General features: G+C 74.6%; 15 protein-coding genes. 2 read left to right on the top strand and 13 right to left on the bottom strand.

Annotated elements, in window-relative coordinates; all coding sequences use genetic code 11:
• Positions 1-36 precede the first annotated feature (36 nt).
• The 6 genes from ACWCO8_RS23195 to ACWCO8_RS23170 all read right to left on the bottom strand — a co-directional run bounded on the left by ACWCO8_RS23195 (position 37) and on the right by ACWCO8_RS23170 (position 6111).
• Positions 37-762, bottom strand: a complete 726-nt coding sequence (locus tag ACWCO8_RS23195; protein WP_451033834.1) for a GntR family transcriptional regulator — start codon at positions 760-762, stop codon at positions 37-39.
• Positions 763-833: 71 nt separating this feature from the next.
• Complete coding sequence (locus ACWCO8_RS23190) at positions 834-1835, bottom strand: proline racemase family protein (RefSeq protein ID WP_451033833.1); 1002 nt, start codon at positions 1833-1835, stop codon at positions 834-836.
• Between the two features lie 11 nt (positions 1836-1846).
• Complete coding sequence (locus ACWCO8_RS23185) at positions 1847-2713, bottom strand: dihydrodipicolinate synthase family protein (RefSeq protein ID WP_451033973.1); 867 nt, start codon at positions 2711-2713, stop codon at positions 1847-1849.
• Positions 2714-2877: 164 nt separating this feature from the next.
• Positions 2878-4437, bottom strand: coding sequence for an FAD/NAD(P)-dependent oxidoreductase (locus ACWCO8_RS23180; protein ID WP_451033832.1), 1560 nt, complete (start codon positions 4435-4437; stop codon positions 2878-2880).
• Positions 4415-4765 carry a (2Fe-2S)-binding protein gene (locus ACWCO8_RS23175; RefSeq protein ID WP_451033972.1) on the bottom strand — a complete coding sequence of 117 codons (351 nt, stop codon included), beginning with the start codon at positions 4763-4765 and terminating at the stop codon, positions 4415-4417. Before ACWCO8_RS23175 ends, ACWCO8_RS23180 begins: the two co-directional genes overlap by 23 nt.
• Positions 4766-4935: 170 nt before the next feature.
• Positions 4936-6111 carry an NAD(P)/FAD-dependent oxidoreductase gene (locus ACWCO8_RS23170; RefSeq protein ID WP_451033831.1) on the bottom strand — a complete coding sequence of 392 codons (1176 nt, stop codon included), beginning with the start codon at positions 6109-6111 and terminating at the stop codon, positions 4936-4938.
• Positions 6112-6362: 251 nt separating this feature from the next.
• On the opposite strand from ACWCO8_RS23170, the gene ACWCO8_RS23165 reads away from it, so the two are divergent.
• Positions 6363-8732 carry a collagenase gene (locus ACWCO8_RS23165; RefSeq protein WP_451033830.1) on the top strand — a complete coding sequence of 790 codons (2370 nt, stop codon included), beginning with the start codon at positions 6363-6365 and terminating at the stop codon, positions 8730-8732.
• Positions 8733-8738: 6 nt separating this feature from the next.
• Here ACWCO8_RS23165 and ACWCO8_RS23160 read toward each other — a convergent pair whose 3' ends face one another.
• From ACWCO8_RS23160 to ACWCO8_RS23130, 7 genes are all read right to left on the bottom strand, one after another.
• Positions 8739-10151 (bottom strand): FAD-dependent oxidoreductase, encoded by a 1413-nt coding sequence (locus ACWCO8_RS23160; protein ID WP_451033829.1) that lies wholly within the window; start codon positions 10149-10151, stop codon positions 8739-8741.
• A 99-nt stretch (positions 10152-10250) separates the two neighbouring features.
• The gene (locus tag ACWCO8_RS23155; RefSeq protein ID WP_451033828.1) at positions 10251-11393 is read right to left on the bottom strand and encodes a PP2C family protein-serine/threonine phosphatase; all 1143 of its coding nucleotides are present in this window, start codon (positions 11391-11393) and stop codon (positions 10251-10253) included.
• A gap of 14 nt (positions 11394-11407) precedes the next feature.
• Positions 11408-12388, bottom strand: coding sequence for an NAD-dependent epimerase/dehydratase family protein (locus ACWCO8_RS23150; protein ID WP_451033827.1), 981 nt, complete (start codon positions 12386-12388; stop codon positions 11408-11410).
• Positions 12385-13515 carry a cytochrome P450 gene (locus ACWCO8_RS23145; protein WP_451033826.1) on the bottom strand — a complete coding sequence of 377 codons (1131 nt, stop codon included), beginning with the start codon at positions 13513-13515 and terminating at the stop codon, positions 12385-12387. Before ACWCO8_RS23145 ends, ACWCO8_RS23150 begins: the two co-directional genes overlap by 4 nt.
• A 44-nt stretch (positions 13516-13559) precedes the next feature.
• Positions 13560-15041 (bottom strand): class I adenylate-forming enzyme family protein, encoded by a 1482-nt coding sequence (locus ACWCO8_RS23140; RefSeq protein ID WP_451033825.1) that lies wholly within the window; start codon positions 15039-15041, stop codon positions 13560-13562.
• Positions 15041-15784 carry a glycosyltransferase family A protein gene (locus tag ACWCO8_RS23135; RefSeq protein WP_451033824.1) on the bottom strand — a complete coding sequence of 248 codons (744 nt, stop codon included), beginning with the start codon at positions 15782-15784 and terminating at the stop codon, positions 15041-15043. Before ACWCO8_RS23135 ends, ACWCO8_RS23140 begins: the two co-directional genes overlap by 1 nt.
• Positions 15781-16809, bottom strand: coding sequence for a 3-oxoacyl-ACP synthase III family protein (locus ACWCO8_RS23130; protein ID WP_451033823.1), 1029 nt, complete (start codon positions 16807-16809; stop codon positions 15781-15783). Before ACWCO8_RS23130 ends, ACWCO8_RS23135 begins: the two co-directional genes overlap by 4 nt.
• Positions 16810-17012: 203 nt before the next feature.
• Here ACWCO8_RS23130 and ACWCO8_RS23125 point away from each other — a divergent pair, with 203 nt between their 5' ends.
• Positions 17013-18065, top strand: coding sequence for an enoyl-CoA hydratase/isomerase family protein (locus ACWCO8_RS23125; protein WP_451033822.1), 1053 nt, complete (start codon positions 17013-17015; stop codon positions 18063-18065).
• Positions 18066-18072 lie beyond the last annotated feature (7 nt).

Below are 18072 nucleotides of genomic sequence, written 5' to 3'. Positions count from 1 at the left end.
GGGTCGCCGGACTCCCGCCGTCGGGCCGCCCGGCGGTCAGCTTCCGGCGCGCGGCCTGCCGACGGCCGGTGCCGGCGTGGCCGACGGCCGTGCGCCTGTCCCGTCGCGGGCCCACAGGGACCGTACGTGGCTCAGATGGCGCACCATGCAGGCCTCGGCGCCCATCGCGTCGCCGGCCAGCATGAAGTCGAGGAGTTCCAGGTGCTCCTCGGCGGACGGGAGGAGTTCACCGCGCTCGTCCAGGGCGGTCAGGCCGTAGAGCCGTGAGCGCTTGCGCAGGTCGCCGACCGTCTCGACGAGGCGTTCGTTGCCGGACAGGCCGAGCAGGGTGAGGTGGAAGCGGCGGTCCGACTCCAGGTAGCCGATCAGGTCGTGGGCGCGGGCCGCCGCCACGATCTCCTCGGCGATCGGGCGGAGCGCCCGCAGGTCCTCGCGGTCCGCCGTCAGCGTGACCCGGCCGACCGTCGGCACTTCGATCAGCAGCCGGATGTCCGTGTACTGGTCGAGATCCCGCTCGTTGACCTCTGTCACCCGGAAGCCCTTGTTGCGGACCGGCTCGACCAGGCCCTCGCGGGCGAGGTCGAGCATGGCCTCGCGTACCGGCGTCGCGGAGATGCCGAAGTCCTCGGCCAGGCCCGGCGCCGAGTACACCTCGCCGGGCTGGAGCTCGCCGGAGATCAGCGCGGCGCGCAGAGCGTGGGCCACCTGGTCCCGCAGGCGTTCCCGGGTGGTGATCAGTTGGCTCTGCTTCAGATGGCCCATGTGCCGCTCTCCGACTTCCGCTTGTCGCGCCGCCCGGCTGCCGGGGCGTGGCGCCGCACCAGCGTACAATTTCACATCAGGAACCCTCCCGGGAACGGGTCGTCGGGGGCCAGGAAGTACTGCGCGGTGCCGGTGATCCAGGCCCGCCCGGTGATCACCGGAACCACGGCCGGTACGTCGCCGACCTCGGTCTCCTCGATCAGCCGGCCGGTGAACCGGGTACCGATGAACGACTCGTTGACGAAGTCCTGGTGCAGCGGCAGCTGCCCCCGCGCGTGCAATTGCGCCATGCGCGCCGAGGTTCCCGTGCCGCAGGGGGAGCGGTCGAACCAGCCGGGGTGGATCGCCATCGCGTGCCGGGAGTGCCGGGCGTCCGAGCCGGGGGCCGTGAGATGGACGTGCTTCACACCGGCTATCTCCGGGTGCAGGGGGTGCGCGGGGCGGTCCGTGGAGTTGATCGCCTCCATGATCGCCAGGCCCGCCTTGAGCAGGTCGTCCTTGCGCTCCCGGTCGAACGGAAGCCCCAGCGCGTCCAGTTCGACGAAGGCGTAGAAGTTGCCGCCGAAGGCCAGGTCGTACGGGACGACACCGAACCCCGGCACCTTCACCTCCCGGTCGAGAGCGGCGCAGTAGGCCGGGACGTTGGTGAGGCTCACCGCCTTCGCGACCCCGTCCTCGACGCGGACCTCCGCCCGCACCAGACCGGCGGGGGTGTCGAGCCGGACGGTGGTCACCGGCTCGGAGACCGGCACCATGCCGGTCTCCACAAGCACGGTCGCCACCCCGATCGTCCCGTGGCCGCACATCGGCAGCAGCCCGGAGACCTCGATGAACAGGACCCCGAAGTCGGCGTCCGGGCGCGTCGGCGGCTGCAGGATCGCCCCGGACATCGCGGCGTGCCCCCGGGGCTCGTACATGAGCAGCGTCCGGACATGGTCCATGTGCTCGATGAAGTGCAGCCGGCGTTCGGCCATCGTGGAGCCCGGGATCACCCCGACGCCGCCCGTGACGACGCGGGTGGGCATGCCCTCGGTGTGCGAATCGACGGCGTGGAAGACATGACGGGTGCGCACGACGGCTCCTCTCAGTTCCGGCCGTCGGCGACGGCCTTCTCGGTCGCGGCCCTGACCTCGGCCTCCACCGCACCCGTCAGAGGCGAGCGCGGCGCGCGGCAGGAGCCGCCGGGGCGGCCGACGATGTCCATGGACAGCTTGATCGCCTGGACGAACTCCGTCTTGGAGTCCCAGCGCAGGAGCGGATGCAGCGCCTTGTACAGCGGCAGGGCCCGGTCCAGATCTCCGGCGACGGCCGCCCGGTACAGCTCGGCGCAGGACGCCGGGAAGGCGTTCGGGTAGCCCGCCACCCAGCCCACCGCGCCCGCGAGAGCCAGTTCGAGCAGGACGTCGTCGGCGCCGATCAACAGGTCAAGGTCCGGGGTGAGTTCGGCGATCTCGTACGCCCGGCGGACATCACCGCTGAACTCCTTGACCGCCACGATGTGCCCGTCCGAGTGCAGCCCCGCGAGCGTGGCCGGGGTGAGGTCCACTCTCGTGTCGTGCGGGTTGTTGTACGCGACGACCGGCACACCGACCGAGGCCACCTCCGCGTAGTGCGCGCGGACGGTGGAGACGTCGGCGCGGTACGTGTTCGGTGGGAGCAGCAGGACCGATCCGCAGCCCGCCTCGGCCGCCTGCTCGGTCCAGCGGCGCGACTCCGCGCTCCCGTAGGCCGCGACCCCGGGCATGACACGGGCGCCGTCGCCCGCCGCCTCGACGGCGGTACGCACGACCTGGGCGCGTTCCTCGTCGCTCAGCGTCTGGTACTCGCCCAGCGAACCGTTCGGCACCACGCCGTCGCAGCCGTTGTCCAGCAGCCACCGCACATGGGCGGCGTAGGCGTCGTGGTCGACGGAGCGGCCGTCGTGGTGGAAGGGGAGCGCGGTGGCGACCATGATGCCGCGCCAGGGGCGGGTGGTGGTCCAGTCGGCGGGGGCGGGAGTGACGGTCACGGGGACCCCTTCGGTAGTTGTGAGATGTGACATTTCACTGATGGATGGTCAGGGGGTGAGTGCCGGGTGGCTGCCGGCGGGTGGCCGTGGGGGCTCGGGCCGGACTCTCATGCCGGATCGGTCGTACGGGATCGGTCACCGTCCGGCGCGAGGGCGAGGGCCTCCTCCAGTGCTGCCAGCGCGCCCAGGGTGACCGGCACGGCCAGCGGCCGCCGTTCGGGGGAGCCGCGCAGCGGGCCCGGTTCGCCGCTCGTCGGTGCCGCGCCGCCGCGTGCCAGGCAGGCGACCGCCGGGCCGCAGACCCGGCCCTGGCACCAGCCCATGCCCGCCCGCGTCAGTAGCTTCACCGTCCGGGCGTCGCGGGCGCCCAGGTCCTCGACGGCCTCCCGGACGCACCCCGCGTCGACCTCCTCGCACCGGCACACCTCCGTACCGTCGTCCAGCCAGTCGACCCAGCCGTCCTCCGGCGCGTGCGCGGCGGCCATCAGGGAGGCGAAGGCGCGCAGTCGCGACCGGGTGCGCAGCAGGGACCTGGTCCGCGCGGGCGAGCCCTCCGCCGCGCACCCCCGGAGCCGTCCCGCGACCGCCGCGCCCGCCAACTCGCCCTCGACCATGGCCAGTCGGGCACCGCCCACGCCGGCCGTCTCGCCCGCCGACCACAGTCCGGGCACCGACGTGCGCTGACTCGCGTCCACGACCAGGGCCGGCGCGCCGTCCTCCGTCGTGCGCGTCGAGCAGCCCAGCGACGTGCCCAGGTCGATCCGGGGGACAAGACCGTGGCCCACGGCCAGGGCGTCGCAGGCGATCCGCCGCTCCGTGCCCGGGACGGGCCGCCACGCGCGGTCGAGCCGGGCCACGGTCACCGCCTCGACCCGCTCCGTGCCGTGCGCCCGGACCACGGCGTGCCGCGCGTACGGCCGCACCCCGTGCACCGCAAGCGGCACCCCGTGCGTCACGGCCTCCGCCCACTTGCCGGGGACCTTCGCGAGGACGCCGGGCCGGCGCGCGTAGTCGAGGAACCCGGCGGCCTCCACCACCGCCGGAACCCGCGCCCCGGCCGCGACCAGCGAGGAGGCGACGGCCAACAGCAGGGGTCCGCTGCCCGCGACGACGACCCGCGGCTCGTGTCCTCCTCCGGGCAGGACGAGCCCCGACTTGAGCATCGCCTGCGCGCCGCCCGCCCCGACCACCCCGGGCAGGGTCCAGCCGGGGAAGGGGAGATGGCGCTCGGCCGCCCCCGTGGCCAGGAGGACGGCCCGGCCCCGGACGAGCGCGGGACGCTCCCCGTCCCCGTCGGGCCCGGTCACGGCGTGCACCGCCCAGCAGGCGCCGTCCGCCCCCGCGCCCCGTACGCCCTCGGCGCGCTCGGGCGTCACGGTCCACACGTGGTGCTCGGGGAGATGGACGCCCCCGCTCGCCTCCCAGCGCCGGCGCAGTCCGTCGAACGCGGCCCAGTCGTGGTGCAGCGCCTCCGGCCGCGCGGCCCCGAGACCGGGTGCGGGATGCCGGTAGAACTGGCCGCCGAGCCGGGCGTCGCCGTCGAGCAGCGCCACGGAGAGCCCGCGCTCGGCGGCGGTGACGGCGCCCGCGAGCCCGGCGGGCCCGGCGCCGACGACCACCAGGTCGTAGGGGGCCTGCGGGTCGCTACGGGGTGTCGAGGTCGGCACGGCCGTGTCCCTCCTGCGTGGTGACGACGTCCCCGGGCGCGGCCGGGACGAGACAGGCGCGGCGGCCCGGGCGGCCGTTGACGGTGACCAGGCAGTCGAAGCACTGGCCGATCCCGCAGAACACCCCACGCGGCTTGCCTCCGACCCGGGTGGTGCGCCAGCTGAGGATCCCCGCCGCCCACAGCGCGGCGGCGAGCGACTGCCCCGGCAGTGCGGTCATCGGCCGCCCGTCGAACGTGAACGGTACGGGCGGACCGGACGGCCGCGCGTCGACGAGCTCGCGCGGACCGCGCGCACGGTCGGCGCGGCGCCGGAAACGACGGAGCATGCTCACTCCCAGCCGAAGGGGGACGGAGGTCGGGTCGGTAGGGCCGATCGCGTCGGGCGGGTCAGCCGGGCCGATCGCGTGGATCGCCGTGATCGGGTCAGTCCCGTCTGCTGTGTCGAGGGGGTCGGACGGGTCGGCCGTGTCGATCGTGTCCGTCGGGTCGATCCGGGTCACGTGCGTACCCCCGGAGTCTCCTCGGCGAACCGCTCCGGGCGGAAGGGCCGCGCGTCCAGGTCGGGCGCCGCCCCCGTCAGGAACCGGGAGATCAACAGCCCTGTGGCCGGGGCGAGTCCGATGCCCGCGCCCTCGTGGCCGCAGGCGTGCAGCAGCCCCGGGGCGCGCGGGTCGGGGCCGATCGCCGGCAGGTGGTCGGGCAGGTAGGGGCGGAAGCCCGCGTACGCCCGCATCACCCGTACGCCGGCCAGGACCGGGAACAGCCGTGCGGCGCCCGCCGCGAGCCGGCTCACGGCCCGTGGCGACAGCGTGCGGTCGAAGCCGACCCGCTCCCGGCTGGCGCCGATCAGGACCGGTCCGGCGGGCGTTCCCTCGACGACGGGGGAGGTCTGGAGCGCGGCCGAGTCGCTCGCGACGTCGGCGACGTAGTCCGCCGCGTACACCTTGTGGCGCACGAGGCGCGGCAGCGGCTCGGTCACCAGGACGAAGCCGCGCCTGGGCAGCACCGGCAGGTCGGCGCCCGCGAGCCGGGCCAGCTCGCCGCCCCAACTCCCGGCGGCGTTCACGACGTATGGCGCGCGCACCTCCGCCCCGGTCGCCGTACGGACCCCGCGCACGGTGCCGTCGGCCCCGGTGAGCAGGCTGATGACCTCCTCACCGAGGCGCAGCGTGGCGCCCGATGCGCGCAGCAGCCGCGCCGCCGCGAGCGCCGGTTGCACCTGGGCGTCCTGCGGGTAGTGGAACGCCCCGGCGAGGCCGTCGGCGAGGTGCGGCTCCAGGTCGTGGAGCCGGTCGCCGGGGATCTCGTACGTCTCGACACCGGCCGCGCCCTGGTCCGTGGCGAACCGGCGCAGCGCGTCGAGACCGGCCGGGTCGGAGGCGACCACCAGGCCGCCCTTGGCCTCGAACTCGGCCTCCGTCCGCAGGGCGGGGTCGAGTTCGCGCCACAGCCGGAGGGAGAGCAGGGCGAGGTCGAGCTCGGGACCGGGCTCCTTGTCGGAGACCAGCAGGTTGCCCTCGCCCGCTCCCGTCGTGCCGCCCGCGACGGGGCCGCGGTCGACGACGGTGACGGAGAGGCCCGCGCGTGCGGCGTAGTACGCGCAGGCCGCGCCGATCATTCCGGCGCCGACGACGATGACGTCGGCAGCCGTGGAAGGGTGTCTCGTGGGCACGTCAGTAATATTTCACATGCCACTCGGCTTGCCAAGACACCCAACAGCCCCTGGTTGAACGGGGATTCGTTGCCTGAAACCGCTTCGATGTCGAGGTATCGGACGGTGTGAGTGCGGAAAACTGGCGCGGCGCAAGGCTGTTCAGTGCAATTTCACATTGCTATGTTACCCGGCATGCCAAGGGCAGGGCCATGTCAAACCATCCCAACAGCCCTGCTCCCCAACGAAGTTCACCCCTCACAGGAGACCTCGTGTCCCAGCACAGAACCGTGCGCACGACCCTGCTCGCCGTGGTGCTCACCGCCGGCCTCACCGCACCGCTCGCCGCCTCCGCCCAGGCCGTGGCCCCCACCACGCCCCCCGCCGCGCAGCCCGGCACCTTCGGGCCCCGCGCCACCGGCCCGACCGCACCGGTGACGTACGCCCCGAACCCGCACGACGAGGTGGAGCGCCTCGCGACGGCCCCCGCGATGAAGACCGGGCCCGCCGCCGCACCCCGGGGCGTCACCGAGGGCCGCGTCCCCGGCCCGCAGACCGCCCCGCGCACCACCGCACGGACGGCGGCCGCCACTCGGGCCGCCACCACCGCCGCAGGCGTCCCCTGCACCCTCGACGGCATCAAGGGGCTGACCCCCACCCAGTTCGCCGACTTCCTCGCCGACCCCGCCGTCCAGGCCGACGGCTGTCTGCGCGACCTCATCTGGACCTGGGACGCTCGCCTCGTCCCCATCATGTCGGACGCCCACGTCCAGGCCGTCGCCCAGCGCATCAAGAGCCTCGCCGCAGGACACGACGGCACCAACTCCAGCCACCTCCTGGAGATGTTCACCTACCTCCACGCCGTCGCCTACCACGACTTCAGCCGGACCGAGATCGACATCACCGACGCCCCCACCGTCGAGACCATGCGCGCGGCCACCGCCGCCTACGCCTACGCCGCACGCACCTTCGACGTCACCCCGGAGAACGCCCAGACGCTCCGCGAGGCCCTCTACACCGGCAGCGCCCCCGGCCTACGACAGCACCAACTCGGCCTGATCGCCCAGGTCCTCGCCCGCATGGGCGCCGCACACCCGCAGACCGCGACCGACCCGACCTGGGGCGGCGCCGCCCTCGCCGCGCTCTCCGTCAACTACCTCGGCGTCTACCCCGGCAACCAGGACACCGCCTTCCGTACCGCCGCCGCGCAGAACGCCGGCTACCGCGCCGCGTTCAAGGACTTCTCCACCTACACGCACCTCAAGAACACCGCCAACGCGTGGGTCGTCCGCGACGCCCTGGGCGAGTACGGACGCTTCGGCCAGATCGAAAGCCTCAAGACCCGGATCGTCGCCGACATCGGCGGACTCCTCGGCCCCGTCGAGACCAACTTCGGCTACGGCAGCGCCCCGTGGGCCTCCCTCGTCGGCTGGCTCAACTTCTACGAGGCCTGCGCCCCGTACAAGGTCTGCAAGGCCGACATCGAGGCGAAGATCTTCCCGTACACGTACAGCTACGACAACGGCGCCATCAAGGTCCGCACCGGGCTCGACCGGGCCACCGTCGACCAGCTCTACTACGCGAGCAAGCAGGTCAAGTCCCAGTTCCACCGCGTGCTCGGCACCGAGCAGCCGCTCGCCGGCGACCCCAACACCGTCCTCACCGTGGTGCTCTACGCCTCCCGGCAGGACTACGAGACGTACCACCCGATCCTCACCGGCATGGGCACCGAGAACGGCGGCATCTACATCGAGCGCGGCGCGACCTTCTACACGTACCAGCGCCGCGTGCCGCAGGACTCCAGCCTCACCCTCGAAGAGCTCTTCCGCCACGAGTACGTCCACTACCTCAACGGCCGCTACGCCGTCCCCGGCTTCTTCGGCGAGGGCCCCTGGTACGAGAACGACCGCACCACCGCCATGGACGAGGGCACGGCCGAGTTCTTCGACGGCGCCACCCGCGACAACGGCGTCGCCGTCCGCAAGTCCCTCGTCCAGGGCATCATCCGGGACACCGCGGGCGGCGGCCCGCGCATGACCGTCGACCAGATCCTGCACGCCACCTACGACGGCGACGGCTTCCGGTTCTACAACTACGCCGGCACCTTCTTCGAGTACCTGTGGACCGAACGGCCCGCGCAGCTCCGCGCCATGTACGGCTACCTCCGCGCGGGCGACGTCCAGGGCTACGACACCTGGCGGACCAGCATCGGCAAGGACGCCGGCACCCAGCGGGACTACGACGCCTTCCTCGACCGCCAGATCGCCGACGTCGACGACCTGTTCGTGCCCGACACCCGCCACGAGCCCACCGCAGGCCTCCGGCACGCCACCCCGGCCGAGATACGCACCGCGTTCGCGGCCGCCACGAGCAACACCCCGACCTGCACGGCGAGCGGCGACCCGACGCTGCCGCGCTTCGTGTGCACCGGCCGGATCACCGCCAACCTCGACGCGGCCTCCGACCCGGACCAGGTCTTCAAGGACATGTCGGAGACGGTCGACTACTTCGTCCTCGACCGCAGCCTCACCGGAGGCAACAACTTCAACGACATGAACTGCTCCTTCGGGCCGGTCGACATCTGGTCCGACCGCAGGGCCGGCACCTCCGACTTCACCTGCGAGGGCCCGCTGCGCCGTTGACCCCGCTCAGTCGGGACGTTGCAGGGGCCGGGTCGCCGGCCCCTGCAACACCCGCCCGTCCGCCGCCGCGAACCGCGAACCGTGGCAGGGACACTCCCAGGCGTCCTCCAGCTCGTTGAAACCCAGCTCGCACCCCATGTGCGTACAGCGCGGCGGACGGGCCACCAGGTAGTGGCGGGCCACCGACGCCTGCGCCCTGGCCACATCGGGGTACTCCCGCAGGGGCAGGGTGCGGCGCGGGTCGAACAGTTCGGTCCAGTCCGGGCGCGGCGACCCCGTGACATGCGCCGCGAGGAGCCGCCCCGCCATCACCCCGTTGCTCATGCCCCAGCCGCCGAAGCCGGTGGCCACGAAGACGTGCTGCGTGTCCGGATGCTCATGGCCCACGTACGGGAGGTGATCCGCCGACATCACGTCCTGCGCCGCCCACCGGTACGCCGGCGTGGCCTCCCCGAACTCCGGGAAGATCCGCCGGGCCCACCCGGTGAGCCGCTCGAGCCGCTCCCCGGCGTGATCGGTGCCCGGCTCGCAGGCCTCGCCGGTGACGAGGAGCAGCCGGCGGCCCTCGTCGTACGGGGCCGTGCGCACCGAGCGCGTCCGGTCCTCCGGGGTGACGTACATGCCCCGCGGTGCCCGGTCGGCCGGCACGGGGGCCGCCACCACCAGCTCGCGCCGGACCGAGAGCCGGGCGAGCAGCGAGCTGTGCACGGTCAGCGGGAAGTGCGTGGCGACGACCACGTCCCGTGCGTGGACCGTGTGACCCGCCTCGGTGGTCAGCCGGCAGTCCGCGTGCTCCCGCAGCTCCGTGACCCGGGTGTGCTCGTGGATCGTGCCGCCGCGCGCGACGAAGGCCTCCGCCAGGCCGAGGAGGAACCTGCGGGGGTGGAAGAGCAGCTGGTCGTCGAGGCGTACGGCCGCCGCGACCGGGAAGGGCAGGTCGGTCTCCGTCAGGTACGCGACGTCAAGCCCCGCCTCCAGGGCGGCCGCGGCCTCGGAGCGGACCTCGTCGGCCCGACCCGGGTCCGTCACGTACGTGTAGGCGGGGGCCCGCTCCAGTTCGGCGTCGATGCCCGTCTCCTCGCACAGCCGGACCACGTGGTCCATCGCGTCCCGCTGGGCGAGGGCGTACCGGGAGGCGGCGAGGGCGCCGTGGGTGTCGCGGAGCCGCGCGTAGGTGAGGCCGTGCAGCGCGGTCAGCTTCCCGGTGGTGTGCCCGGTGACCCCGAGCCCGATGCGGTCGGCCTCCAGGAGCACCACCTCGCGCCCCGCGCGCACCAGCTCGTACGCGGTGCACAGCCCCGCGATGCCGCCGCCGATGACGACGACGTCCGCCCTGCGGTCCTCGGCGAGCGCGGGCCGCTCGGGGGAGGGGGTGTCACGCAACCAGTACGACGTGCCGAAACCCGCGTCCGCCGCCATGGCGCGCTCCTTCGGTCCGGGGCTGCCGGGTGAGTCCCTCCTTCCGAACGTAGATCAGGCCGTGGAGATGCGCGATGTCGCCCGGCGCCGTCCAGCGGTCTACGGGTTCGGCGCGAGGCGTTCGACGGCGACGAGCGCCGCGTCGTCGCCGAGATGGCCGCCCGCGTACGCCCGCAGGTCGTCCCTGAGGTGCCCGAGCAGGGTCGGCGGGTCCTCCCCGACCCACGCGGCGAGCCGCTCCGTCAGCGGGTAGAAGGCCCGCGCGCGGTCCCGGGCCTCGACGACCCCGTCCGTGTACAGCAGCAGAACGTCCCCGACGTCGAAGGGGAAGGTCTCCACGGTCACGTCGGGGGAGAGCACGTCCGCGAGGCCCAGCGGAGGGCTCGCCTCGGCGGTGTCCAGGGGCACGATCCGCCCCTCGCGCAACAGCAGCGGCGGCGGATGCCCGCAGTTCACGAGCCGTACCACCGGCTCACGGTCCGGGATGTCGAGGACCAGCGCGGTCACGAAGGCCTCGGCGGCGTCGTCGGCCGCCTCGCCCGTGCCGGGCCCGGGCGCCGAGACGTCCTCCGGTTCCTCCGAGCCGACCCCAGCCTCCAGGTGCCCGACGAGCGCGGGCAGCTCGGACTCCCGGCGGGCCGTGACCCGGAAGGCGCCGAGGACGAGCGACGCCTCGCTGATCGCGTCGAGCCCTTTGCCCCGGGCGTCCCCGATCAGCAGCCGGGTCCCCGACGCCGTACGCGCCGCGGCGTACAGGTCTCCGCCCATCTGCGCCTCCTCCTCGGCCGCCAGATAGACCGACGCGATGTGCAGCGGGCCCGCCCGGTGGGGGAGCGGGCGCAGGACGACGCTCTGGGCGGCCTGGGCGATCGAGCGGAGCTGCGTCACCTTGCTCTCGTGCTGCTCGCGCAGGTAGGCGAAGAAGGTGACGATGACCGAGATGAGGACCAGCGCGATGATCTGGTACGTGTGGTTGAGATCGGTCAGGCTCGTCCGCGCGATCGCCACCACCGACTGCGCGAGGACCGCGACCGCGCCCACGAAAGCCGTCATGCGCGGCCCCGCGAAGGAGGCCGTCACAGCGGGCGCGGCGATCAGGAACGGCCCCAGGTGGACCTCGGGCGGGGCCAGGATGTCCACCACGGTGACCGCGGCGATCAGCGCGAACGACGCGCCGAGCAGCAGCCGTCGCCCGCCGCGCCGAGAGAGGCGGGATGCGGGGTCGCGCCGACGGGCATCCATGTGAAAGGCATACATCAGCTCATGGGGCGTGTCCTGTTGCCGCGCTCCCCGGCGCGGCGCGTCCCCGCCGGGCGACGCTCCGTGTGCGGCGCGCCCGGAGTGGCGACGTAGTCGGCGAGCGTGCGGTCGGGGCGCCAGCCCCGGGCCCGCGCCTTGGACACGTCCAGGACGACCCGGTGGGCCAGCTGATCGACGGCGTACCGCGTCAGCGGCGGCTCGGCGCCGGGCCGCAGGCGCCCGAGTGCCTCCGCCGCCGTGGCCGCTCCCCACGCCAGGCGCACGGGGAGGTGATGGATCCGGGCGCGCACGCCGTGGGCCCGCAGGACGGTCCGTACCGCTTCGTCACGGCGGTACGGGACGGGGTCGGCGATGTTGTAGGCCCCCGGGCCCCAGCCGGCTGCTGTGAGGCACGCGTCGGCGAGGTTCTCGACGGCCGTCAGGCTCAGGACGACGTCGGGGCCCGGCAGCAGCAGCCGCCCCGCCCTGACCCGCGCGAGGAGCCGGGGCACCAGGTGCGGATCGCCCGGGCCGTACACCGCGCGCGGGCGCAGGACCACGGCTCCGGCCGCGAGCGCGAGGGCCTCGCCGGCCGCCTTCGTACGTCCGTACGCGTTGAGCTGCCCGTCGACGGGATGGTCCTCGGTGATCCGGTCCCGCCCGGGGCCGGGGGCGTACACGCTGGAGCTGCTGACCCAGACGACCGGGCGGCCCCCGGCGGCCTCCAGGAGGCGGGCGGTGCCGTCGACGTTCACGGCGCGCATGGTCGCCTCGGCCGGCGACCCGGGCACGGGGTCGCCGACGGCCGCCGCGCAGTGCACGACGAGGTCGGCGCCCGCGAGGTCGGGCGGCCCGCTCTCGGCGTCCCAGGGGACGTGTCGGCCGACCGGCCCGGGCCGCCGCCCCACGCACAGCACGTCGGCGCCGCGCTCGGCGGCGAGGGCGGCGACGTGCGAGCCGCAGAAGCCGCTCGCTCCTGTGACGGCGATCGTGATCATGAGGGGTTCTCCGGACGGGGGATCGGGGCGGTGGAGGCGCGGACGGCGGTGGTCGCGCGGACGGTGAGGCGGCGCCAGCCGGGCAGCGCGGCCCGCCGGTCCACGCGCGCGGTGACGACGGCCGGGCGGTACGGGGCGAGCGCGGCCAGGACGTCGTCCAGCTGCGCCAGGGCGAGTCGCGCGCCCGGGCAGGCGTGCGGACCGGCCCCGAAGACGAGCCGGGCGACGGCGGGCGGGGCGGGCCGGTGCGCGTCCGGCGGGTCGACGTCCGCGCCCACGGCGTGCCGCGCCACGAGCACAAGGCGGTCCCCGGCCTTCACCGGGCACCCGCCGAGCACGGCATCGGCCGCCGCCACGCGCGGCAGCAACGGGGACGGCGCGGTGACCCGCAACAGCTCCCCGACGAGCGCACCCCGCAGCCGGTCGTCGGCCGCCTCCTCCCACAACCCGCCGTCGGCACACCAGGCGACGGCACGCGGGAGGGCGGCGACGGTGGTGTTGACGGCGGCGACGACGATCATGGCGCGCAGCGCGACGTCCGGGTGAGGGGCGCCGGCGTCGTGCGGGCGCGAGGGCCCCGCACCCCCGAGCAGCGCCTCCAGGCGCGCCGTCGCTCTGGCCGCCGCGCGGGCGGTGCCCGGCGGGCGGGGGCCCGGGAGGTGGTCGCGTACGGCTGCCGACGCGGCGTCCGCGGCGGCCTCCGCGAGGGCCGAGGCCTCGGCCGGGCTGTCGAGCAGGGCGCGGACGGTCGCGCCGGCGAGTTCGCGGGCCAGCGGGACGAGGTCGACGGTGTGGCCGGCCGCGAGCGGCGCGAGCTCGCGGTCGAGCACGGCCCGCCAGACCGGCCGCAGCCGCTCCACCCCGGCCGCGCCCAGCTCCTCGGCGACGGCGCGCCGGGTGCCGCGGTGGTCGGCGCCCTCCTGGTCGAACAGCGTTCCCCCGCCGGAGAGTTGACGGGCCGCGCCGCCCGTGGTCCCGGCCGCCGCGCGGTCCAGCGGGATACGGGTGAGCGCCTCGCGGTACGGCTCGGTGCCGTTCACCAGGACCGCCCGCCCGAGTCGGGCTACCGGCCGCCGCCGGACGGCCGCGAGCAGCGCGAACAGCAGCGGATGCGACCGCGTGTACACCCGCCGGTCCCGCCGTCGGGCGCCCCGAAGCGCGGTAGCCGCCCTCATCGTCCCGCCCCCGTCGTCCGCGCCGCCGCGAGTCTCGCCGTCGCCGCGCGGTCCGGCTTCAGGGAGCGGCCGGACAGCGGGATGTCGGCGAGGAGGAGGGCGTCCGGGCGGGCCGTGCCCATGCGGCTCAGGGGGCCGGCCAGGGCGGCCCGGACCCGGGCGGGGTCGGCCTCGTGGTGGGGCTGGACGACGGCGACCAGGCCTTCGTCGCCGTCCCCGGCCGGGACGCCCACCAGGAGGGCCAGTTCGACACCCGGCACGTGCAGCGCGGGCTCGTAGAGACCGGGGTAGATGTTCTCCGCCCGCCTCAGGACCATGTCCTTGCTGCGGCCCGCGAGCACGATCCGGCCGGCCGCGTCGAGCCGCCCCTGGTCACCCGTGCGTACCCACGGCTCGGGCTCCTCCCCGAGGTAGCGGTGCCGGGCCGCCGGGCCGGAGAGCAGCAGCTCGCCGCCCGGTCCTGGCCGTGCCGCGACGCCCGGGAGCGGCGCGCCCACGAGGTCGCCGTCGCCGGTGAACGCCGCCTTGTCCGCCTGCTCGACCGCCGCGGCCGGGAACAGCTCGGTCAGCGCGTACACCCCCCACGCCTCCCGCGCTCCCGCCCGCTTCACCCGCGTGAGCAGCTCCGCGCTCGCCGGGGCCGAACCGGTCCACACCCGCCCACCGAACCGCGCGTCCACCGCGAGCGCCGCCCGCAGCTGAGGTGGTGTCAGATAGGTTGCCTGGGGAGCCAGTCGGCGCATCTGTCGCGCGAGGACCTGCGGTGAGCGGGCCGGCAGGGCGACCGGCGCGCCGTTCGCGAGTGACGGTACGAGGACGAAGAACGTGCCGCCGAGCACGGGCGCCCCCGGCTCCGGGCGGACGAGTTCGGTCACCGTGGCCATGCCCGCGGCCAGCGAGGAACGGGTGTGGACGACCGCGCGGGGCCGCGAGGTCGTGCCCGAGGTGAAGACGATCACCGCGTCCCCGTCCTCGTCCACCGCGCGCGGCAGCACCGAAGCGCGCGTACCCACCGACAACGCGGGGGCGCACCCCGGCAGCCGCCGGCCGACCGTGGCCACGGGCCCTCCGAGCTCCGCGAGGTCCGGCAGCGCGAGCCGGGCCCGCCGGGCGAGCGGCCGCGCCCAGCCGGCCACCGCCTGGGCGGTCGCGTCGGCGAGCACGAGGTCGGGGCGGGCGAGGGACAGGCGCGCCCGGAGCACGTCCGGTCCTGCACCGGGGTCGAGCACGGCCGCCCGCAGGCCGAGCCGGTGGACGGCGAGCAGCAGGGCGAGCGCGCGCGGCCCGGGCCGCACCGCGACCCCGACCGTGTCGCCGCGCCGCAGCCCGCGCGCGTGGAGCGCGCCGGCGTACCCGTCGGCGAGGTCGGCCAGCTCCCCGCACGTGGCCTTCGTCCGTACGGCGCCGGAGCGGGTCGTGCCGAGGACGGCCGGGCGGTCGGGGCGCGACCGCAGGGTGTGGGCGAGAGCGTCCAGCATCAGCGCGGGTCCTCTCCGTGCCGGCCCGGTCCCCGGTCCAGGTACCAGCGGGCGGTGCCGACGATCCCGTACGCGCGCAGCCGCCGGGTGGAGTTCTCCACGACCATGTCGCGGGCGTGCACGATCGCGGTGGTGGAGCGGCGCACCCGGTTGAGGAAGAGCCGGTCGGTGGGGGAGGGGCGGCGGGGCATCCCGCCGACGGCCTCGTACAGGTGCGCGGTGATGGCCATGTTGTTGCCCGCGTGCATCCGGTACGGCGCGAGATAGCCGTGCCGCCTCCGGTGCGCCGGGCGCACCCGCCCGAAGAACGCGGCGACGCGGACGAGCGAACGGAACAGGGCCCGCCCGACCGGCCCGTGCTCGTCGCGGCGGGCGTCGATCCGGCCGCACACCAGGCCCGCGCCTTCGTCCAGCGCGGTCCGCGCGGCGGCTGTCCAGCCCGGGTGCGGCAGACAGTCGGCGTCCGTCCGGGCCAGGAGCCCGGCCCCGCGCCCGATCGCGTACCGGAAGCCGGTGTCCACGGCGCACCCCACGCCCTTGTCGCGCTCGTCGAGCACATGGACGGGGAACGGCGCCCGCCGGGCGAAGTCCCGGGCGATGGCGGCGGTGTCGTCCTCGGAGGCGTTGTCGACGACGACCAGCTCGAAGTCCCGGTCAGCCTGCGCGGCCAGCGCCTCCAGCGTGTCGCCGATGCGCGCGGCCTCCTGATGCGCCGGCACCACCACCCACAGTGCGTCGCTCATGCCTTCTCCCACACCATCGTCATGATGCTCACGCCACCGCCGAGCCCCACCAGCAGCACCCGGTCACCGGACCGCAAGTCGCCCTGGACCCGCTCCAGTTGGACTCCGAGTGTCGCGCTCGCGATGTTGCCGAGCTCGGGGACGGTGACGACCAGACGGTCCTCGGGGACGCCGGTGATCTCCACGAACCGCCGCAGATACGGCACGGTGACCTGATGGACCAGGACGTGCCGGAAGTGGCGCCAGTCGAGGCCCGTTCGGTGGCGCATCCGGTCGATCACGGAGGTTCCCACCTTCTCGAACACCTCGCGCAGTTCGCTGCCGTCACCCTGGAAGTACGTGTGCTCGTCGCCGCGCGGATGGCGTGAACCGCCGCCGAATATCCCGCCGACCGGCCAGTGTTCGGAGTGCGTCTCGCTGTCGACGTCGAGGATCCCGCCCCGGTCCACCGTCTCCAGGACCACCGCGGCGCCCGCGTCGCCGAAGGTGTAGCCGGCGAACCCGTCCCGGAACTGGGCCAGGTCGGCGGGGTCGTGCCGGACGGCCCTGCTCGGGGTCTCCCCGGTGACGACGAGGGCCCGCCGGGCGCGCCCGGCCAGGATCATCGTACGGGCGAGGTCGATGCCGTTGACGAAGCTGTTGCAGGCGTTGGTGACGTCCAACGCGTGGGCCCGTGAGCCCAGTTCGGCCTGCACGATGTGGGCGGTGGCCGGCTCCACCATGTCGCGGGTGGCGGAGGCGAACACCAGGAGGTCGACGTCCGCCGGTTCGACCCCGGCCCGCCCGAGCGCCTGCCGGGCGGCCCCCACCGCCAGGGTGGAGGCGTACTCGCCCGGCCGCACGGCCCTGCGCGTCATGATCCCGGTCGCCCGCTCGAACACCCCGGCGGGCAGCGTCATCCCGCTGCCGGCGACGACCCGCCGGCGCAGCTCCTCCGAATCCACGACCTGCTCGGGCAGGCAGGCGCCGACCCCGGTGATCCCGACACGGAGGGGGCCGTCAGCGACGGCCTGATGACTGTTCATACGACGGAGGCTACGAACGCCACGGGGGCTGCCGCCTGAGTGCCCGTACTCATCCCGGCCTGGGGGAAAGCCCCCGGGGTCCTGGGGAAAACCCCTGGTCCTGACGGGAAGCCCCCGGTCCTGAGGGAATCCCCCGTGCCGGACGGCCGCGGACCGTGCCGATACGGTGGCCGGAAGATCGTTCGGAGGAAGGTGACGCGACCATGCGACTCAACCAGGACACCCCGCAGGACGCGGACGCTCCGCACGTCCTCGTCCGCACCGAAGGGCGAGCCGGCTTCCTCACCCTGAACCGGCCCCGCGCCCTCAACGCGCTCACCCACGCCATGGTGCTCGGCATCGACGAGGCGCTGACCGCCTGGGAGGACGACCCGGCGGTCGAGACCGTCGTCGTCCAGGGCGCGGGCGCACGCGGACTGTGCGCCGGGGGCGACATCCGGGCCATCTACGAGGACGCCCGCGCGGGCGGCACGGAGACCCTCGGCTTCTGGCGGGACGAGTACCGGCTGAACGCCCGCATCGCCCGCTACCTCAAGCCCTACGTGGCCCTCATGGACGGGATCGTGATGGGCGGCGGCGTCGGCGTCTCGGCCCACGGCTCCGTCCGCGTCGTCACCGAACGCTCGCGCGTGGCCATGCCCGAGACGGGCATCGGGTTCGTGCCCGACGTCGGCGGTACGTATTTGCTGAGCCGGACGCCCGGCGAACTGGGCACCCACCTCGCCCTGACCGGCGCTCAGGCGGACGCCGCCGACGCCCTCCTGACCGGGCTCGCCGACCACTTCGTACCGTCAGAGGACCTTCCCGGCCTGGCCGAGGAGCTCACCCGAGCCCCTGCGCACGAGGTGCTGCCGCGGTTCGCCAGGACCGCCCCGCCCGGACGCCTGGCGGCCGCACGCGACTGGATCGACGCGGCCTACACCGCGCCCACGGTGGAGGAGGTCATCGACCGGCTCCTCGACTCCGGGATCACCGAGGCCAAGGAGACCGCCACCACCCTTCTGAGCAGGTCGCCCACCGCCCTCAAGGTCACGCTCGCGGCCCTCCGCCGGGCCCGGAGCCTGGATTCCCTGGAGGCCGTCCTGGCCATGGAGTTCCGGCTCTCCCACGCCGCCCTCACCTCAGCCGACCTCGTCGAGGGCATCCGTGCCCAGGTGATCGACAAGGACCGCGCCCCGCGTTGGACCCCGGCCACGCTCGCCGAGGTCACGGAGGCGGACGTGGCGGCGTACTTCGCCGAACGTGACCTTCCCTAAAACCCGG

The organism is Streptomyces sp. NPDC001927, assembly GCF_053594455.1.
The sequence above is the reverse complement of the archived record's forward strand: the minus strand, read 5'-3'. Positions and strand labels throughout refer to the sequence as shown.

Excerpts from the sequence above, each read along its gene's own strand:
- ACWCO8_RS23185 (WP_451033973.1), bottom strand. The coding sequence starts at position 2,713 with ATGGTCGCCACCGCGCTCCCCTTCCACCACGACGGCCGCTCCGTCGAC.
- ACWCO8_RS23150 (WP_451033827.1), bottom strand. The coding sequence starts at position 12,388 with ATGATCACGATCGCCGTCACAGGAGCGAGCGGCTTCTGCGGCTCGCAC.
- ACWCO8_RS23125 (WP_451033822.1), top strand. The coding sequence starts at position 17,013 with ATGCGACTCAACCAGGACACCCCGCAGGACGCGGACGCTCCGCACGTC.
- ACWCO8_RS23175 (WP_451033972.1), bottom strand. The coding sequence starts at position 4,765 with ATGCTCCGTCGTTTCCGGCGCCGCGCCGACCGTGCGCGCGGTCCGCGC.
- ACWCO8_RS23160 (WP_451033829.1), bottom strand. The coding sequence starts at position 10,151 with ATGGCGGCGGACGCGGGTTTCGGCACGTCGTACTGGTTGCGTGACACC.
- ACWCO8_RS23130 (WP_451033823.1), bottom strand. The coding sequence starts at position 16,809 with ATGAACAGTCATCAGGCCGTCGCTGACGGCCCCCTCCGTGTCGGGATC.
- ACWCO8_RS23135 (WP_451033824.1), bottom strand. The coding sequence starts at position 15,784 with ATGAGCGACGCACTGTGGGTGGTGGTGCCGGCGCATCAGGAGGCCGCG.
- ACWCO8_RS23195 (WP_451033834.1), bottom strand. The coding sequence starts at position 762 with ATGGGCCATCTGAAGCAGAGCCAACTGATCACCACCCGGGAACGCCTG.
- ACWCO8_RS23140 (WP_451033825.1), bottom strand. The coding sequence starts at position 15,041 with ATGCTGGACGCTCTCGCCCACACCCTGCGGTCGCGCCCCGACCGCCCG.
- ACWCO8_RS23155 (WP_451033828.1), bottom strand. The coding sequence starts at position 11,393 with ATGGATGCCCGTCGGCGCGACCCCGCATCCCGCCTCTCTCGGCGCGGC.